General features: G+C 58.4%; 16 protein-coding genes. 5 read left to right on the forward strand and 11 right to left on the reverse strand.

Annotation, left to right across the window (positions count from 1 at the left end; translation table 11 throughout):
* Positions 1-17 precede the first annotated feature (17 nt).
* A complete protein-coding gene (locus F3I47_RS08570; RefSeq protein ID WP_009089120.1) occupies positions 18-335 on the forward strand; it encodes a hypothetical protein in 318 nt (105 codons plus the stop codon).
* Here the strand turns inward: F3I47_RS08570 and yejF are convergent.
* From yejF to yeiP, 9 genes are all read right to left on the reverse strand, one after another.
* Complete coding sequence (gene yejF / locus F3I47_RS08575; protein ID WP_150028870.1) at positions 322-1,926, reverse strand: microcin C ABC transporter ATP-binding protein YejF; 1,605 nt, start codon at positions 1,924-1,926, stop codon at positions 322-324. The two genes, F3I47_RS08570 and yejF, sit on opposite strands and share 14 nt — an antisense overlap.
* Complete coding sequence (locus tag F3I47_RS08580) at positions 1,927-2,949, reverse strand: ABC transporter permease (protein WP_046102243.1); 1,023 nt, start codon at positions 2,947-2,949, stop codon at positions 1,927-1,929.
* A complete protein-coding gene (yejB, locus tag F3I47_RS08585; protein WP_150028869.1) occupies positions 2,949-4,040 on the reverse strand; it encodes a microcin C ABC transporter permease YejB in 1,092 nt (363 codons plus the stop codon). Before yejB ends, F3I47_RS08580 begins: the two co-directional genes overlap by 1 nt.
* 10 nt (positions 4,041-4,050) lie before the next feature.
* On the reverse strand, positions 4,051-5,859 hold the full coding sequence (locus F3I47_RS08590) for an extracellular solute-binding protein (RefSeq protein WP_150028868.1): 1,809 nt from the start codon (positions 5,857-5,859) through the stop codon (positions 4,051-4,053).
* A gap of 49 nt (positions 5,860-5,908) precedes the next feature.
* Positions 5,909-7,471 carry a cyclic di-GMP phosphodiesterase gene (locus F3I47_RS08595; protein ID WP_167431418.1) on the reverse strand — a complete coding sequence of 521 codons (1,563 nt, stop codon included), beginning with the start codon at positions 7,469-7,471 and terminating at the stop codon, positions 5,909-5,911.
* A 221-nt stretch (positions 7,472-7,692) separates the two neighbouring features.
* Complete coding sequence (gene mepS / locus F3I47_RS08600) at positions 7,693-8,268, reverse strand: bifunctional murein DD-endopeptidase/murein LD-carboxypeptidase (protein WP_150028867.1); 576 nt, start codon at positions 8,266-8,268, stop codon at positions 7,693-7,695.
* Between the two features lie 514 nt (positions 8,269-8,782).
* On the reverse strand, positions 8,783-9,490 hold the full coding sequence (locus F3I47_RS08605; RefSeq protein WP_009089134.1) for a phosphatase PAP2 family protein: 708 nt from the start codon (positions 9,488-9,490) through the stop codon (positions 8,783-8,785).
* A gap of 42 nt (positions 9,491-9,532) precedes the next feature.
* On the reverse strand, positions 9,533-10,507 hold the full coding sequence (locus F3I47_RS08610) for a GTP-binding protein (RefSeq protein ID WP_150028866.1): 975 nt from the start codon (positions 10,505-10,507) through the stop codon (positions 9,533-9,535).
* Between the two features lie 75 nt (positions 10,508-10,582).
* A complete protein-coding gene (gene yeiP, locus F3I47_RS08615) occupies positions 10,583-11,155 on the reverse strand; it encodes an elongation factor P-like protein YeiP (protein ID WP_009089138.1) in 573 nt (190 codons plus the stop codon).
* Positions 11,156-11,318: 163 nt separating this feature from the next.
* On the opposite strand from yeiP, the gene F3I47_RS08620 reads away from it, so the two are divergent.
* From F3I47_RS08620 to fruA, 4 genes are all read left to right on the forward strand, one after another.
* Positions 11,319-11,573 carry a YkgJ family cysteine cluster protein gene (locus F3I47_RS08620; protein WP_009089140.1) on the forward strand — a complete coding sequence of 85 codons (255 nt, stop codon included), beginning with the start codon at positions 11,319-11,321 and terminating at the stop codon, positions 11,571-11,573.
* 271 nt (positions 11,574-11,844) lie between these two features.
* Positions 11,845-12,975 (forward strand): fused PTS fructose transporter subunit IIA/HPr protein, encoded by a 1,131-nt coding sequence (gene fruB / locus F3I47_RS08625; protein ID WP_009089143.1) that lies wholly within the window; start codon positions 11,845-11,847, stop codon positions 12,973-12,975.
* Entirely contained in the window at positions 12,972-13,910 is a 939-nt protein-coding gene (fruK, locus tag F3I47_RS08630) for a 1-phosphofructokinase (protein WP_009089145.1), read from the forward strand. Before fruB ends, fruK begins: the two co-directional genes overlap by 4 nt.
* Positions 13,911-13,926: 16 nt before the next feature.
* Entirely contained in the window at positions 13,927-15,645 is a 1,719-nt protein-coding gene (gene fruA / locus F3I47_RS08635; RefSeq protein ID WP_046102236.1) for a PTS fructose transporter subunit IIBC, read from the forward strand.
* Between the two features lie 115 nt (positions 15,646-15,760).
* Here the strand turns inward: fruA and nfo are convergent, their stop codons facing one another.
* Positions 15,761-16,606: a deoxyribonuclease IV gene (gene nfo / locus F3I47_RS08640; RefSeq protein ID WP_150028865.1), complete on the reverse strand. Its 846-nt coding sequence runs from the start codon at positions 16,604-16,606 to the stop codon at positions 15,761-15,763.
* A 51-nt stretch (positions 16,607-16,657) separates the two neighbouring features.
* Positions 16,658-17,710: a YeiH family putative sulfate export transporter gene (locus tag F3I47_RS08645; RefSeq protein ID WP_150028864.1), complete on the reverse strand. Its 1,053-nt coding sequence runs from the start codon at positions 17,708-17,710 to the stop codon at positions 16,658-16,660.
* Positions 17,711-17,812 lie beyond the last annotated feature (102 nt).

Genomic DNA, 17,812 nt, shown 5'->3' on the forward strand with positions numbered 1-17,812 from the left:
TTCGGGGAGAGTAAACGATGCTGCAACTTTCAATTGTGCATCGCCTGCCGCAGCGTTTCCGCTGGGCCAGCGATCGCCACAGTGCTATTGAGCCTGATGAAGCCCTGGATGACCAGGAGTTCGTGGCGCTGCGTCTGATCAGCCACGATGGTATTCCGGCGTGGGAAATCCTGCAGCAGTTAAAAGAGGTGCTGGCAGAGATCCAGGTCGACTGTAAAGTGGCCGAATGTGAAGGGCAGCCCTGCCTGTTCATTCAGCGCCGTGACGAGAGTGCCACTAACTGCTGCCTGAAAAATCAGGGCGTGGCGATTGCCGAAACCTTTAACGCAGGCTGAGCCGGGACGACTGCAGCAGCTCGCGGGTGTAGTCGTTCTCAGGTGAAGCAAACAACTTTTCACACTCTCCCTGTTCTGCCACTTCCCCCTGACGCAGCACGATAAGCTGGTGACACAGGGATCGAACCACATCGAGATCGTGACTGATAAACAGATAGCTGAGCTGGCGCTGCTGCTGCAGACGACGTAGCAGAGTCAGGATCTGTTTCTGTACCGTGCGGTCCAGCGAGGAGGTCGGTTCGTCCAGCACCAGCAGCTCCGGTTCCAGAATCAGCGCCCGCGCGATGGCGATCCGCTGTCGCTGCCCCCCCGAAAATTCGGCCGGATAGCGGTGACGGCTTTCCGGATCGAGTCCCACTTCTTCCATCACCGCGATGACGCGCTGCTCCTGTTCTGCCCGGCCGATAGCGGGCAGATGTACCGCCATGCCTTCGGCAATAATCTGCTGCACCGTCATCCGCGGATTCAGGGAGGAGTTGGGGTCCTGAAACACGACCTGAATGCGCTGGCGCAGCGGCAGCAGTTGCCGGCGCGTCAGCTGATGCAGCGGCTGACCATCAAACCAGACTTCCCCGCGCGAGCGGATCAGCCGCAGCAGCGCCAGCCCGGTGGTGCTTTTGCCCGAACCGGACTCGCCAACCAGGCCCAGGCTTTCGCCGCGCCGCAGGGTAAAACTCAGCCCGGCGAGTATGATCTTTTCGGCCGCCTGCCGCCGGAACAGTCCGCGCCGTAGCGGAAAACTGACCTGAAGCTGTTCGACCCGAAGTATCACCGGGGCGTCCGCAGGCAGCTGCAGCGCGGTTCCTTCCGGTTCGGCGGCCAGTAACTGCTGGCTGTAGGGATGCTGCGGCTGGTCCAGCAGAACCTGACCGCGGTTCTGTTCCACGATGCGACCCTGACGCATCACGCTGACGCTATCCGCCAGCTGGCGCACAATATTCAGGTTATGGGTGATAAACAGCATGCCCATGTTCATCTCCCGCTGCAGTTCGCGGAGCAGCTTCAGGATCTGCGCCTGCACCGTCACATCCAGCGCGGTGGTCGGCTCATCGGCGATCAGCAGCTGGGGTTCGGTCAGCAGGGCCATGGCGATCATCACGCGCTGGCGTTCGCCGCCGGAGAGCTGGTGCGGGAAATCGTTGAGCCGGGCGGCAGGCTGCCGGATGCCGACCCGATCGAGCACGCTGAGTATCTCTCCGCGGGCCGCCGGACGACGCAGTCCGCGATGTAGCGAGAGCACTTCATACAGCTGCTTTTCCACGGTGTGCAGCGGGTTGAGCGACACCATCGGCTCCTGAAAAATCATCGCCATCTGGTTGCCGCGAAAGGCACGCAGCCGCGCCTCCGGGGCGCGCAGCAGATCTTCACCCTGAAACAGGATCTCGCCCCGGGGATAAACCACCGACGCCTCATGCAGCAGTCGCATCACCGACAGCGCCGTCACGCTCTTGCCGGAGCCTGACTCGCCCACCAGCGCCAGGGTTTCGCCTGCATTGATGCGCAGGGAGAGATCCTCCACCACCGGGCGAAGCGCATCGCCCTGACGAAAGGCAATCGAAAGATCGTTGATGGCCAGTAAGGGTGTCGTCATTCAGGCTCCTTTGCCCGGATCGAAGGCATCGCGCACCGCTTCGCCAATAAAAATCAGCAGCGAAAGCAGGATCGCGAGCGTGAAAAAGCCTGCCAGGCCTAACCATGGCGCCTGCAGGTTGTTTTTGCCCTGCAGCAGCAGCTCCCCCAGCGAGGGCGAGCCCAGCGGCAGACCAAAGCCGAGAAAGTCGAGTGAGGTGAGGGTGGTGATCGACCCACACAAAATAAACGGCAGAAAGGTCAGGGTCGCCACCATGGCGTTAGGCAGCATATGGCGCAGCATAATCCGGCCGTCACTGACGCCAAGGGCCTGCGCCGCGCGAATGTAATCGAAGTTACGGGTGCGCAGAAACTCGGCCCGCACCACGCTGACCAGACTCATCCAGCCGAAGGCGACGGTGACCAGCAGCAGCCACCAGAAGCCGGGCTGGATCACGCTGGAGAGTAAAATCAGCAGAAACAGCGCGGGCATGCCGGACCAGACTTCAACCAGCCGCTGCCCGATCAGATCGATTCTGCCGCCGAAATAGCCCTGCACCGCGCCGACCACAATGCCAATTACGCTGGAGAAGAGCGTCAGCAGCAGACCGAACAGCAGCGAGATGCGCGTGCCATAAAGCAGCCGTGCCAGCACGTCGCCCCCGTTGGCGTCGGTGCCAAGCCAGTTCTGCGCCGACGGCGGAGAGGGGAAGGGCACCTGGGTCGCAAAATTGAGGGTGCTGTCGCTGAAGCGAATCGGCGCCCACAGGGCCCAGCCCTGCCGGGCAATGCGCTGCTGCAGCCACGGGTCCTGATAATCGGCGGCGGTCGGCAGCACGCCGCCATAGTCCGTTTCGCTGTAGTTAAACAGCAGTGGCAGCATCCAGCGCTGCTGGTAATGCACCAGCAGCGGCTTTTCATTGGCAATCAGCTCGGCACCCAGCGACAGCAGAAAAAGGACCAGAAAGATCCACAGCGACCAGTAGCCGCGCCGGTTATGGCGAAAGCGCTGCCAGCGCTGCTGAGTGAGGGGAGAAAGCGGCATCAATGGCTCCTGAAATCGATGCGCGGATCGACCAGCGTATAGGTCAGATCGCTGAGAATGTTCATCAGTAACCCGATCAGGGTAAAAATATAGAGCGTGCCAAACATGACCGGATAGTCGCGTTGCAGGGTGGCGTCATAGCCGAGCAGCCCCAGGCCATTCAGGGAGAACATCACCTCGATCAGCACGGAACTGGTAAAGAACATGCTGATAAAGGTGGCAGGAAAGCTGGCGATGACCAGCAGCATCGCGTTGCGAAACACATGATGATAGAGAATACGCCGCTCCGGCACCCCTTTGGCGCGCGCGGTCACCACATAGAGTTTGCGGATCTCATCCAGAAACGCGTTTTTCGTCAGCATCGTCAGCGTGGCGAAGCCGCCGATCACCGTCGCCAGCACCGGCAACGCGATGTGCCAGAAGTAATCCAGCACCTGACCATACCAGGGCAGCGTGTCGTGCTGCGCAGAGGTGAGCCCGCGCAGCGGAAACCAGTCAAGATAGCTGCCCCCGGCAAACAGCACGATCAGCATGATACCGAACAGGAAAGCCGGAACGGAGTAGCCCACAATAATCAGGGCGCTGCTCCAGATATCAAACGCAGAGCCGTTGCGCACCGCCTTGCGGATACCCAGCGGGATCGACACCAGATAGATAATCAGGGTGCTCAATAACCCCAGACTGATGGAAACCGGCAGGCTCTCTTTGATCAGCCCCACTACCGAGGCGCTGCGAAACAGGCTGTCGCCAAAATCGAAGCGCAGATAGTTCCACAGCATCTCGCCGTAGCGCTGCCACAGGGGTTTATCGAATCCGTAGCGCTGTTTGATCTCTGCAATTACCTCCGGGTCCAGCCCGCGTGCGCCCCGGTACTGATTGTCGACAGGATTGAGATGACTGCGCGTGGCATGTGAACCGGCGCTGTCGGCGCCGCTGCCGGACAGGCCGGTTGTCTGACCAAACTCAATATTAGCCAGCGCCTGATCGACCGGTCCGCCGGGAGCGATTTGCACGATAAAGAAGTTCAGCGTGATGATCGCCCACAGCGTCGGAACGATCAGCAGGAGTCTGCGCAGAAAGTAAGCGGCCAACGGTGCCTCCTTAGCGTTTACTGGCCGGCAGGCGTCCGGCTTTGTGTGCGTCGTACCACCAGCTATCCAGACCGGTACTGTAGGCAGGCTTGCGGGCGGGATGGGAAAACTTATCCCAGTAAGCCAGCCGCTGCTCTGCGTTGTACCACATCGGGATCATATACGCATTCCACAGCAGTACCCGATCCAGTGACTGCGCCAGCGGTCGCAGCGCAGCGGGATCGCCCTGGTGCGCCACGATCTGCTGCACGAAGTGGTCAACGACAGGATCTTTCACCCGCGCGGTATTCCAGGAGGAGCTGATGTAGTCCGACTGCCACAGGATCTGCAGGCTGGAGGTGGGGATCGGCATCGCCTGATAGAGGGTGGCGATCATGTCATAGTCGCCTTCACGCCAGCGCCGCAGATATTGCGAGCTGTCGATCTGCCGCAGGTTCAGGGTGATGCCGAGCCGCGAGAGCGCGTGCTGGAACGGCAGTGCCCACTCCGTGCTGGTGCCGCCGCGCAGCAGCAACTCAACGGTGAACGGCTGACCGGTTTTGTCATTGACCAGACGCTGATTCTTAATCTGCCAGCCGGCCTCTTTCAGTAGCGCGTATGCTTTTAACAGGCTGGCGCGGTCGTAGCCACTGCCATCGCTCGCCGGAGGCTGGTAAGGCTGAGTGAACAGTCCGGCGGGCAACTGCGCGCGCCACGGGGCCAGCAGGGCCCGCTGTTCCGCATCCGGCGCACCCTGAGCAGCATACTCTGTGTTCTGGAAGTAGCTGCTGGCGCGCTGCCAGGCACCGTAATAGAGCGCCTTATTCATCCAGTTAAAATCGAACATCAGTGAAAAAGCCTGGCGCACGCGACGGTCATGGAACAGCGGTTTCTCATTGTTAAACGCCAGCCAGCGGGTATCAGTAGCGGCCTCGTTGGGCGTGGTCTGCTTCACTATATCGCCCTCGTCGAAGGCGCGGCCGCGATACTGAGTGGCCCATTTCTTCGCTGAGACCTCCTCACGCCAGTCGTAAGCCCCCGCTTTAAAGGCTTCGAACGCCACGTTGTCATCCAGATAGTAGTCGTAGCGCATCCGATCAAAATTGAAGCGCCCGCGATTCACCGGCAGATCGGCGGCCCAGTAATCTTTGACCCGGCTGAACTCAATAAACTGACCCAGCTTCCAGCGGCTGATGCGATAGGGCCCGCTGGAGAGCGGCGGGGCGCTCAGCGGCTCATTAAACTGCTTATCTTTCCAGAATGACGCCGGGATGACCGGCAGCGTCAGCAAGCCCATCAGCAGATCTCTGTCCGGTTTGGTGGCGTCGATGCGCACCGTAAGATCGTTCAGCGCGGTCACCGTCACGCCGCGATAGGCCACACGGAACTGAGGCACGCCTTCGGTCATAAACTTCTGAAAGCTGAAAGCCACATCGCGGGCCGTAATCGGTGAGCCATCGTGAAAGCGGGCGCGGGGATTCAGGCGAATCTCAGTCCACGAAAAATCGCTGGCGTAGCGCGCCGACAGGGCGATCAGCGGGTAGTAACTACCCGGCTCGTCGTCTGAACTGGTGTAGAGCCCATCATAAAGCGCACCGGTATTGATACCCGGATTGCCGCGCGAGGCGTAGCGGTTGAAGTTGTCGTAGGTGCCAATGACCGCCAGGGTGATGCTGCCGCCTTTGGGCGCCTCGGGATCGGCATACTCATAGTGGCTGAAGCCGGGCGGATATTTCGCTTCCCCGGCCTGAGTAAAAGCGTAACTTTGCAGAACGGAGGCGGCCAGCAGCGGGGCGCTGAGTAGGGCACCTGTCAGCAGAAGTCCAGCGCGAAGCAGCATAGCGAATGCCCTCTCCAGTAAGTGTTCGACTCCGCCCGGGCCAGACCGGTCAGGCGCGATGACGCTGAAAATAGTCTATCAGCGTTTCCGGCCGCAGCGGGCGACTAAAGATATAACCCTGCAGGTGAGTCACGCCGCGATTGATCAGCCACGCCGCCTGTTCGCCCGTTTCCACGCCCTCGGCCACGCTTTTCAGGTTCAGCTTTTTCGCCAGCTGCAGCACGGTATCCAGCACCGGCGAGGTCAGCGTCTCGGTGCCGATACTCTGCACAAAGCCGCGATCGATTTTCAGGTAATCAAAGGCGTAGCGCTCCAGATAGATCAGTGCGCTGTGCCCGGTGCCAAAGTCATCAATGGCGATGCGAATCTGCTGCTGATGCAGCCAGTCAAACAGATCGCCGACATTTTCGTCGCGCACCATGACGCGTTCAGTAATCTCGAACACATAATTAAAGTGGCCGGCCGGCATGCTCTCAAGCCAGTTCAGGACATCCTGACGGAAGCTGCGGTCGGCCAGGTGCAGGGGCGAAATGTTGAGGCTGAGGCTGGCATAACGGGGAACGGTGTGACAGAGCAGGTGCGCATCGCGGGAAACCAGCTGAAACAGATGGCGGGTCAGTGGAACAATCAGGTTTTGCGACTCGGCATACTGAATAAAGACATCGGGCGGGATCGGACCTTCCGTCGGATGCGTCCAGCGCAGCAGTGCCTCCATGCCATAAGGCTGACTATCGTGAGAGGTAACCAGCGGCTGATACTCCACGTGAAACTCGCCGCGCTTCATGCCCCGAATCAGCTCTCTGCCCGGACGCTGATAGTGGGCGAGCAGCAGCCAGCAGCCACCGGCAACCAGCAGTGACAGCAGCAGACCACTCAGCAGGATGTTCTGATAATCGCTGAAGGCGAGAGTGGAACCGTAGAGAACAAACTGCAGCGGATAGCCTTCCAGCGACCGCTGAACCAGCGGTGTCGGCAGGTTCTCATTCTCCATTACGCCATGCTGCCAGCTGGTCAGGGCACTGTGCTGTGCCACCAGCGCCATACCGGTAATCTCCGGATGCCAGGAGGCCATCAGCTGATAGGGGGCCAGGCTGATGTTGAGTGTCGCGAAAACCCCGGTCTGCAGATTGCCGGGATTCTTCACCCACAGGGCCAGGGCCGGTTTATCCGGCTGCAACGGCGTGCCCGGCATCAGTTGCAGATCGGTATCGCGCGAGATATCACTCTGGGGCGAAATCACGTTGATCGGCAGACTGAAACTGCCGGTGGCCGAGGAGCAAAAAGCATTGCCATTATTCACCAGCAGGATGGCACGAAGATTCCCGGCAAAGGCGGCGCGTGAGGTCAGTTCACGATTGATGGTGTGGCAGGCATTATGGGTAAACGGGAGCAGGGGACTGAGGGTGCTGTTATACAGGCTGGCGAGCGTTTGCTGTAGTGCCGACCGGCTGTGCTCCAGCAGGCGCTGATGTTGCCGCTCGCGCTTATGCCAGGTGTGATGAATCGCCAGCAGCGTGAACAGGAGAAAGAATAGGCCGCCGACCATCGCGCTACGCCATGCGATTCGGTGAGGATAGGTGGCATGGCGCTGTAGCGCCCCCGACAGTGGCATGAGGAGCTTCCCCTGATCAAATTATTATTATGTTAATGCACACGACTGCTTCGGTTTAAGCGACCGAGAATATAACGAGAATGCCGGGGATGTCTCGTTATTAATCTGAAATACAATGCTTTTATCTGCTATGGCGAAGGCGGATAAAACAAAAGACGAAAAAAAACGCTGCGTAAGCAGCGTTTCATGTTCTCTGGCTGAGAGAAAATCGAATCTGAGGATCAGGACGGGTTACGACTCAGTACCCGGCGCCCTTCACGGTAACGCTTTTTCCAGTAGTCATCATTCAGACTGGAGATCATGACGCCACTGCTGGTTGAGGCATGAACGAAGTTATCGTTGCCCAGATAGATCCCGACATGACGACCGGTTGAACCTGCGCGGAACATCACCAGATCGCCCGGACGCAGTTTACTGCGGGTAATCTCTCTGCCGGTGTCCTGCTGCTCAGAGGTGGAGCGGGGTAATTCCAAGCCAAACTGATCGCGGAAGGTACGTTGTACAAAGGCGGAACAGTCGATTCCGCGTTTGGTATCGCCACCGAGACGATAGCGCACACCTTTCCAGACGGCGTATTGTTCCATGATGCGCGACTTAACGTCGACATTACGCACCATTTCTTCAAACTCATCCTGAGACGCCTGAAGTAAAAAACCATTGTGGTTGTTAACTTCATGATTCTCGTTATTCGCGTTCTGACTGCTATGGGTACTGCTACAAGCTGAGAGGAGGGTTGCCAGCGCCAGTGCGGGCACAATCCGCAAAATATATCTCAGTATTGGTTGAGACTTGACCATTATTCGGGTTTTCCTTCGATGTCCTTACGACAGAATTGTCGCCAGCCAGATAACAAAACAGGGAGATTAATAAGCGAGACAGACTAAGACAAATCCTTAATGACTAAAATGTGTTAATGGACACATTTTTTCACGGTAAAAATCCGAATTTTCTGCCGCTAATGCCTCACAGGGACTGAGGTTAACTGATTACACACGCCGTGGCGAGTGCTTTTAATCAATTTTATATAGGTTTTTTTGATGTGAAATCAAACCGTAACACGCTGACTAATTTAGCAACAATTATGGGGAAATGATGGCGATAACAAGCGGTAAAAGGGGCGCCAATTCGGCGCATAGAAACGGATTCTGGAATTTTCTTTATTGACAGCGGCGGGTGACGACTATTTAACCACCTGGCGGGGTCATAACCTTTTCCTCTCGCTATTTTAATTAGCAGACTAATAATGATGAGCTGTTTTTTATTAGCGCGGGCAGTTAACATCCTGTCAAATAAACCGACCGCGCTTAACATTTACATCACGGGCTTATATTTTCCCGGTAATTTGCGATAAAACCAGTTAACCAGCGCGTCACTGGCAGGGGTTAAAAGCCACCAGCTCAGACCCACCAGAACCACGGACAGCGATCCCACGGCAATATCGGTAAACCAGTGCGCCCCGGCCATGACGCGCGGCAGAGAAAATAGCACCACAATTGCCAGCGCGATTAAAAAACGGCTGAAACCAAAATAACGCCAGATAAAGCAGGCGAAAATAATCAGCATCATGCCGTGGTCGCCAGGGAAGCTGTCTTTCGACGCATCTTTGGCGGGAATGCCGGTCAGCTCACTGACGCGATGCACGTTTTCGAAGAAGAGGGTCGGGCTGGAGTGTTTCACCGGCAGCAGATGCCCCAGCTGATTCAGCACCACGGCAGTCAGCAGCATGGTGATACCGATCGCCAGCATCCGGCGGCGTGCCTGAGGCGCTTCATGTCGCCAGATCGACAGATACAGCAGGCCCATCGCCAGCAGTGACACCACATCAAAGCCACGGAAGTTAGTGATAGCGACGATCAGCGCAAACAGCGGATGGGTCACCATCTGATTATTGAAGCCATAAAAAATGGATTTATCGATGCCAAACCAGAAACCATGCTGAGGCGGCAGATACCACGAAAGAAAGAGCACGACGCCCAGGGCATTCAGTAGCAGGATAGTAATAAGACGAATTGCGCGCATAAGTAAGCTCAATTAAAAAAATAACCGCCGACAATACCTCTGTTAGCGTAAACGGCACTTCAACAACGCCGATTGTAGCCGATTCCAGTCAGCCTGCTCAGAATGAATAATCTCGATGCGGCTGTCGGGTGGCGTGGCGGCGAGTGTCTCACTCTGCAACTCTTTTGCCTGACGGTTAATACGCATTGTGCCTTCGCGGGTGCGCATCACGCCTTTGATCCGATCCACCGGCGCCTGCCGGACCCACTCCAGCAGCGCAGCGGCGTCAAACAATGTGTCACCATCAAACAGCCAGCCGCAGGCGCTATAGCCCTGTCCGTGGTTCAGCGCCCGCCGCCAGCGCGCCGCTCCTTCCAGCTGTAAGGCGGCCAGACCGCTCGCCGGTTTCGTCGTGTGAGGGTGATGATGGTGTGGCAGGGGAAGTTCACGTGGCTGGCGCGGCGTATCAAGCAGGCCGGAGGGAATCCGGCCAAACTCGGTCGCTATCACCGGACGTGGCGGCTGCATCTGCTGCTGCCAGTCAGTCAGACGCTGACGATCTTCATCCTCCCAGCAGTCGCGCTTATTGGCAATAATGATGTCGGCAGCAGCCAGCTGGTCGCGAAAGTTCTCATCAGCGACCACGCGCGGGTCGGCAAGCTGGCGCGCATCGAGTAGCGTCAGGGTGGCATTGAGTTGCAGCCACGACTGATAGACCGGTGCGCTGAGCATCTCCAGCACCTGACGCGGATGCCCCAGGCCGGTCGGCTCTATCAGCAACCGGTCGGGCCTGCTCTTCAGCAGCATATTCAGCCCGACCTGCATGGGCAGGCCATTGACGCAGCAGAGACAGCCGCCAGGGATCTCTTTCAGCGTCGCGCCGCGATCCGCCAGCAGCGCGCCATCGATGCCGATTTCGCCAAATTCATTGACCAGCACGGCCCACTGTTCGCCTGCGGGCCTGGCGGCCAGCAGATGGCAGAGCAGGGTGGTTTTTCCGCTGCCTAAAAAACCGGTGATGAGATTAACGCGCGTCATGGGAAAGGCTCCTGCCGGGGATAGCGTGATAATGTAATACTATAACATTATCACGATCGGTTTCCCGCCCTCTACCTACTCGGCGCGCCCCATATAGCGACGTTCGGCAATATGGATGCGGATGCGGTCACCGTTGCTCAGATATTCCGGCACCTGAATCGAGAGGCCGGTGCTCATTCCTGCGGGTTTGGTGCGGGCGCTGGCAGAAGCACCTTTGATACCCGGCGAGGTTTCAACGATCTCCATATCGACCGTCTGGGGCAGTTCCAGTGCCAGCACCTGGCCTTCCATCGTCAGCACATGGATACCCGGAATGCCTCCTTCCGGAATAAACAGCAGCTCTTCTTCGATCTGATCGCGTTTGAAGGTGTAGGGGGTGTAGTCTTCGTCATCCATAAAGATATATTCGTCACCATCTATATAAGAGAAGGTCACGCTGCGACGGCTGAGCGAAATCGCATCAATAATCTCGTCGCCCTTGAAGCGCTCTTCAACTTTTAAACCGGTGCGGACATCGGTAAAGCGCATCTTATAGAGGGTGGCGGCACCGCGTGCGCTGGGGCTCTGGACATCAATGTCCTTAACCAGCAGCAGTTTACCGTTGTGCGTGACGGCCATCCCTTTTTTGATTTCGTTGGCTTTTGGCATTGCTGTTCTCGCTATCTTGAGAGTGAAGTGCGCGCAACGTTACTCGCGCCGGTGAAAACTGGCAATATCGCGGGTGCGAAATTTTGCGTCAGGCCGCCGCATTCATGGTAATTGTCGCGCCGGACTGCTATTGTCGCCGCGACTTTCTTTGCCGGAGCTCAGCATGCAATGCCGTAGCCAGTGCGGTGCCTGTTGCACGGCACCCTCTATCTCATCCCCCATCCCCGGTATGCCCGACGGCAAGCCCGCCAATACCCCCTGCATTCAGCTTGATGCGCTGCTGCGCTGCAAACTCTTTGGTTCGCCCCTGCGTCCCGCCGTCTGTTCCGGGCTGCAGCCGCAAGCGAGCATGTGCGGCGACTCGCGCGAGCAGGCGATGACCTGGTTGCTGCAGCTGGAAGCGGATACGGCCCCCTGAGGCGCTGACGCAGCTGACGTTTTTCTGACGGCGCGGTTGCCTTACAGCAACAGCTTCAGCCGGATCGGCCTTTCTGCCTCACAACCGTCATGAAATGTGCGTAACATCAAAAATCTGCTACGCCGTTTGCGCATTTTCTTGCCTGCAGAATCGCGCTGTACCACAATCCCTGAAACGTTTCAGCGGTGGTCCGGCAACCTGTCCCTGACAGTGCGACGCAAAAATCTCCCCACCGGCTGAAACGATTCAATCTCAGCAAGCGAGGAGAATTATGTTCCAGCTCGAATTGCAGGCTATCCATACCGGAGCCAGCGCCCAGAATAAAGAAGAGGCCATTCGTCAGGTCGCTGCCGCGTTAACCGCGGCGGGCAATGTGACTGAAGGGTATGTCAACGGCATGCTGGCACGCGAACAGCAAACCTCCACCTTTCTCGGTAACGGCATCGCTATCCCTCATGGCACCACAGACACCCGCGATCTGGTGCTGAAAACCGGCGTTCAGGTGTTTCAGTTCCCGCAGGGCATTGCCTGGGGTGACGATCAGACCGCCTATGTCGCCATCGGCATTGCCGCGAAGTCTGATGAGCATCTGGCGCTGCTGCGTCAGCTGACCCACGTTCTGAGCGATGACTCCGTTGCCGAACAGCTGAAAACCGCCTCTGCTGAAGATCTTCGTGCGTTGCTGATGGGCGAGAAACAAGCCGCCGAATTCAGCTTCGACACCGCATTAATTACCCTTGACGTCGCGGCCAGCGACCTGATCACCTTACAGGCGATGAACGCCGGTCGTCTGCAATCCGCTGGCGTTGTGGATGCCAGCTATGTGGCGGATGTAGTTTCAGCCTCCCCGCTGAACCTGGGGCAGGGCATCTGGCTCAGTGACAGCAGCCTGGGCAACCTGCGCAGTGGCGTGGCGATCAGCCGTGCTGCGCATCCCTTCGACCATCAGGGCGAATCGGCTGCGATGCTAATCAGCGTGTCGGCAACCGATGAACGTCCACTGGAGGTACTGGGTTACCTGAGCGCCTTACTGCAGCAGGGGAAAGCCGATCGTCTGCTGAAAGCGGATGCCGCAGGCGTTTATGCGCTGCTGACCAGCGAAGTCGATGAGCAGGCTGACGTGCTGACCGCTGAATTCACCATCCGCAACGAACATGGCCTGCATGCCCGTCCGGGCACGGCGCTGGTCAGCGTTATCAAGCAGTTCAACAGCGAGATCACCGTGACCAACCTCGACGGCAGCGGTAAGCCTGCTAATGGTCGCAGCCTGATGAAAGTGGTCGCGCTGGGCGTGAAGAAAGGGCATCGCCTGCGCTTTACCGCCAGCGGCGATGATGCTCAGCAGGCGCTGAACGCCATTGAAGAGGCGATCAGCAGTGGTCTGGGCGAGGGGGCAGCATGAGCAGACGTGTCGCCACCATTACGCTGAATCCGGCGTATGACCTGGTGGGCTATACCCCTGAAATTGAACGCGGCGAAGTCAATCTGGTGAAAACCACCGGACTGCATGCGGCGGGCAAGGGCATTAACGTCGCCAAAGTCCTGAAAGATCTGGGCATTGACGTGACCGTCGGCGGCTTCCTGGGCAAAGAGAATCAGGATGGCTTCCAGCAGCTGTTCAGCGAGCTGGGTATTGCTAACCGTTTTCAGGTGGTGCCAGGCCGCACCCGCATCAACGTGAAACTCACCGAACAGACCGGCGATGTGACCGATCTGAATTTTTCCGGTTTTCAGGTGACGGGTCAGGACTGGGATCGCTTCACCACCGACTCCCTGACGTGGCTGGGCCAGTTCGATATGGTCTGCGTCAGCGGCAGCCTGCCGGAAGGAGTCGATCACGACGCCTTTACCCGCTGGATGACCGAACTGCGCACCCACTGCCCGTGCATCATCTTTGACAGCAGCCGTGAGGCGCTGGTGGCAGGACTGAAAGCCGCCCCGTGGCTGGTGAAGCCTAACCGCCGTGAGCTGGAAATCTGGGCCGGTCGCAAACTGCCGACGCTGCAGGATGTCATTGGTGCCGCGCACGAACTGCGTGAGCAGGGCATCGCCCATGTGGTGATTTCACTGGGCGCAGAAGGGGCGCTGTGGGTCAATGCCTCTGGCGAATGGATTGCCAAACCCCCGGTCTGCGATGTGGTCAGCACCGTGGGTGCCGGCGACTCGATGGTGGGCGGCCTGATTTATGGTCTGCTGATGCGCGAGTCCAGCGAGCATACGCTGCGTCTTGCCACTGCCGTGGCGGCGATGGCCGTCAGCCAGAGTAATGTTGGTGTATCCGATCGAACTCAGTTGGCCGCCATGATGGCGCGTGTCGACTTACAACCCGTTAACTGACAGCAGGAGAGCGATAATGAAAACGCTGCTGATAAAAGACCCTACACTGGGACTGGCTTCCGCTTACATGGCGCAACAGCGCCTGGCTGCTGCGGCAGCTGCTGCGGGCCTGACCCTGACTGAAAACCCTGCCGATGCTGAACTGGTGATTGTGCTGGGTAAAAACGTGCCGGACGACGCGGCGCTGAACGGCAAAGCGCTCTGGCAGGGCGATGTCCAGCTGGCCGTCCGTGAGCCGGAAACCTTCCTGAACCGCGCGAAAGCAGAAGCCAGAACCTGGCAGTCGCAGGCTGCGGTGGCGACACCGGCGGGCGCATCTGCTGCGGCACCGGCTCAGGCTGGCGCGCAGAAACGTGTGGTTGCCGTTACCGCCTGTCCGACCGGCGTGGCGCACACCTTTATGGCGGCAGAGGCGATTCAGGCCGAAGCAACCCGTCGCGGCTGGTGGGTGAAAGTTGAAACCCGCGGTTCAGTCGGGGCCGGTAACGCCATTACCCCGGAAGAAGTGGCGGCAGCCGATCTGGTGATCGTGGCCGCTGATATCGAAGTCGACCTGGCGAAATTTGCCGGTAAGCCGATGTACCGCACCTCAACCGGACTGGCGCTGAAGAAAACCGCCCAGGAACTGGATAAAGCGGTAGCCGAAGCGAAGCCTTATAAAGCGGCTGCCAGCGGACAGAGCAACGCCAGCGCAGAAGAGGAGAAAAAGCAGGGCGGCGCAGGGGCGTATCGTCATCTGCTGACCGGCGTCTCCTATATGCTGCCGATGGTGGTCGCAGGCGGTCTGAGCATCGCACTCTCATTTGCCTTTGGTATCACCGCATTCAAAGAGCCGGGCACGCTGGCGGCTGCCCTGATGCAAATCGGTGGTGGCAGCGCCTTTGCCCTGATGGTGCCGGTACTGGCGGGCTTTATCGCCTTCTCCATCGCTGACCGTCCGGGTCTGACCCCGGGTCTGATTGGCGGGATGATCGCCACCAGCATCAACGCCGGCTTCTTAGGCGGCATTATCGCGGGCTTCATTGCCGGTTATGCGGCGAAGCTGATCAGCGGCAAAGTTAAACTGCCGCAGAGTATGGAAGCGCTGAAACCGATACTGATTATTCCGCTGTTTGCCAGTCTGATTACCGGCCTGCTGATGATCTACGTGGTAGGCAAACCGGTTGCGGGCATCATGAACGGTCTGACCCACTGGCTGGCGAACATGGGCACCGCCAACGCGGTTCTGCTGGGCGCAATTCTGGGCGGCATGATGTGTACTGACATGGGTGGTCCGGTGAACAAGGTGGCTTACGCGTTTGGCGTTGGCTTACTGAGCTCGCAGACGTATGCCCCGATGGCCGCCATCATGGCCGCAGGCATGGTGCCACCGCTGGCGATGGGTGTGGCCACGCTGGTTGCGCGTCGTAAGTTCAACAAAGGTCAGCAGGAAGGGGGCAAAGCGGCGCTGGTTCTGGGTCTCTGCTTTATCTCTGAAGGTGCGATTCCGTTCGCGGCCCGCGATCCGATGCGTGTTCTGCCTTGCTGCATCGTGGGTGGCGCGGTGACCGGTGCCATCTCCATGGCGATTGGCGCGAAACTGATGGCGCCGCACGGTGGACTGTTCGTTCTGCTGATCCCTGGCGCGATTACCCCGGTACTCGGTTATCTGATGGCGATCGTCATCGGCACCGCGATTGCGGGTCTGAGCTACGCGGTACTGAAACGTCCGGAAGAGCAGCTGGCGAAAGCCTGATACGCGGAAGTGAAATAAACAGGGAGCCAGATGGCTCCCTGTTTGCTTTGATAAGGTACCTGCTTCCCTCGCTTTGATGTCATCACCGTCTGGAAAAGCCTTCAGGCTCCTTTTTCTATGCCTGCTGTTCGGCTTTCAGCCATGCAATCTCATCTTTCCAGATATCGGGATTGATGGTTTCCAGAATCAGCGGGATGCCATCGAAGCGGGGATCTTTCATCAGCCAGCTGAACACCGTCCTGCCGATGTTTCCTTCTCCCAGACTGTGATGGCGGTCAACGCGGCTGTCGAAGGCGCTCTTGGCGTCGTTCAGGTGCATGCCACGCAGATACTGAAAACCGACGATGCGCTCAAAGCTGGCAAAGGTCGCTTCGCAGTCTGCCTCGGTTCGCAGATCATACCCGCCGGCAAACGCATGGCAGGTATCAATGCAGACCCCGACACGCGATTTGTCTTCGACATGCTCAATAATAGTGGCGAGATGCTCGAAGCGGAAGCCCAGATTACTGCCCTGACCGGCCGTATTTTCGATGACGGCGGTAACGTTCTGCGTCTGGTCGAGCGCGATATTGATCGACTCAGCGATGCGCTTCAGGCAGCTCTCCTCATCGATCTGATGCAGATGGCTGCCGGGGTGGAAGTTCAGCAGCGTCAGCCCCAGCTGATCAGCACGCCGCAGCTCATCAATGAAGGCCGCGCGGGATTTCTCCAGCGCCTCCTCAACCGGATGGCCCAGGTTAATCAGAAAACTGTCGTGCGGCAGGATCTGCTGTGATGTGAAGTGATAAGTCTCGCAGGCGGCGCGAAAAGCATCAATGACTTCAGTGGTCAGCGGGGCGGCCTTCCACTGACGCTGATTTTTAGTAAAGAGGGCGAAGGCGGTGGCTTCTAATTCATGGGCGCGGATCACGGCCTGATCCACCCCCCCTGCCGCACTGACGTGTGCGCCAATATATTTCATGCCTTTCTCCTGGGGCTATGCACGGATGAAACGGCATGATACCCGATGCGGTTAGCCCATGAAATGTTGCACCAGCAGATTGATCGTGCCACCGCCTGCGATTAACCAGCCAAAGACCAGCGCACCCAGCAACAGAGGTTTAACGCCCGCTTCACGCAGCGCGCTGAAACGGGTGGTTAAGCCCAGCGCGGCCATCGCCATCGCCAGCAGCAGGCCAGCCAGCTGATTCAGTGAGGCCACCAGCGCAGCAGGCAGCAGCTGCAGCGAGTTAAACAGCGCGACCGCAATAAACAGTAAGGCAAACCAGGGAAAGGTCACCGGCTGACGGGCGCCGCCCTGACGCCCGCTGCGCAGCATCGTCCCCAGGCAGAGCAGGAACGGGGCCAGCATCATCACCCGCAGCATCTTGGCAATGACCGCGCTGTTTTCGGCTTCCGGGCTGATACTGTGTCCGGCTGCCACCACCTGCGCCACTTCATGAATCGTGGAGCCGGTGAAAACGCCAAACTGTGCAACACTCAGAGCCGGAAACAGATGATGCGCCAGCGGCCAGAGCAGGGGATAGATGAAGATCGCCAGCGTGCCGAACAGCACCACGGTCGCGATGGCCACCGCGACTTTCGACGGCGCGGCTTTGACCACCGGCTCGGTCGCCAGCACCGCTGCCGCACCGCAGATACTGCTGCCTGCGCCAATCAGCCAGACGGTTTCGCGATCCAGCTTCAGTAACCGGATACCCAGCAGACAGGTGATAAAGAAGGTGCTGCTCAGGGTCAGCGCATCGATCAGGATGCCGCTGACGCCGACATCGGCAATCTGCTGTAAAGTAATACGAAAGCCAAACAGGATGATCCCGAGCCGCAGCAGCTTCTGCTTCGCCAGCGCGACGCCGCTGTCGCAGTGTGATGAGAGAGGGGAGTAAACGCTATTCCCGACCACGATGCCCAGCATGATCGCCAGCGTCAGTGAACCCAGTCCCAGCCCCGCGATCAACGGCTGTTGCCCCAGCCAGCTCGCCGCAGCGGCGAGCGCGGCGGTCAGCAGCAGACCGGGAAACAGGCGCACAACGGGATAGTGCGTTTTAACGATGCTCAGTTCGGCCATAAGGGTCACTCCTCTTCAGTGAGTGTCGATCATGGCGCGCACTGGCTTAAAAGTGAAATTGATAATATATTTATAATCAACCGGAATAAACGATAAGGCCGA

This window comes from Pantoea sp. M_10, assembly GCF_008631515.1.
Classification (GTDB): Bacteria; Pseudomonadota; Gammaproteobacteria; order Enterobacterales; family Enterobacteriaceae; genus Pantoea; species Pantoea anthophila.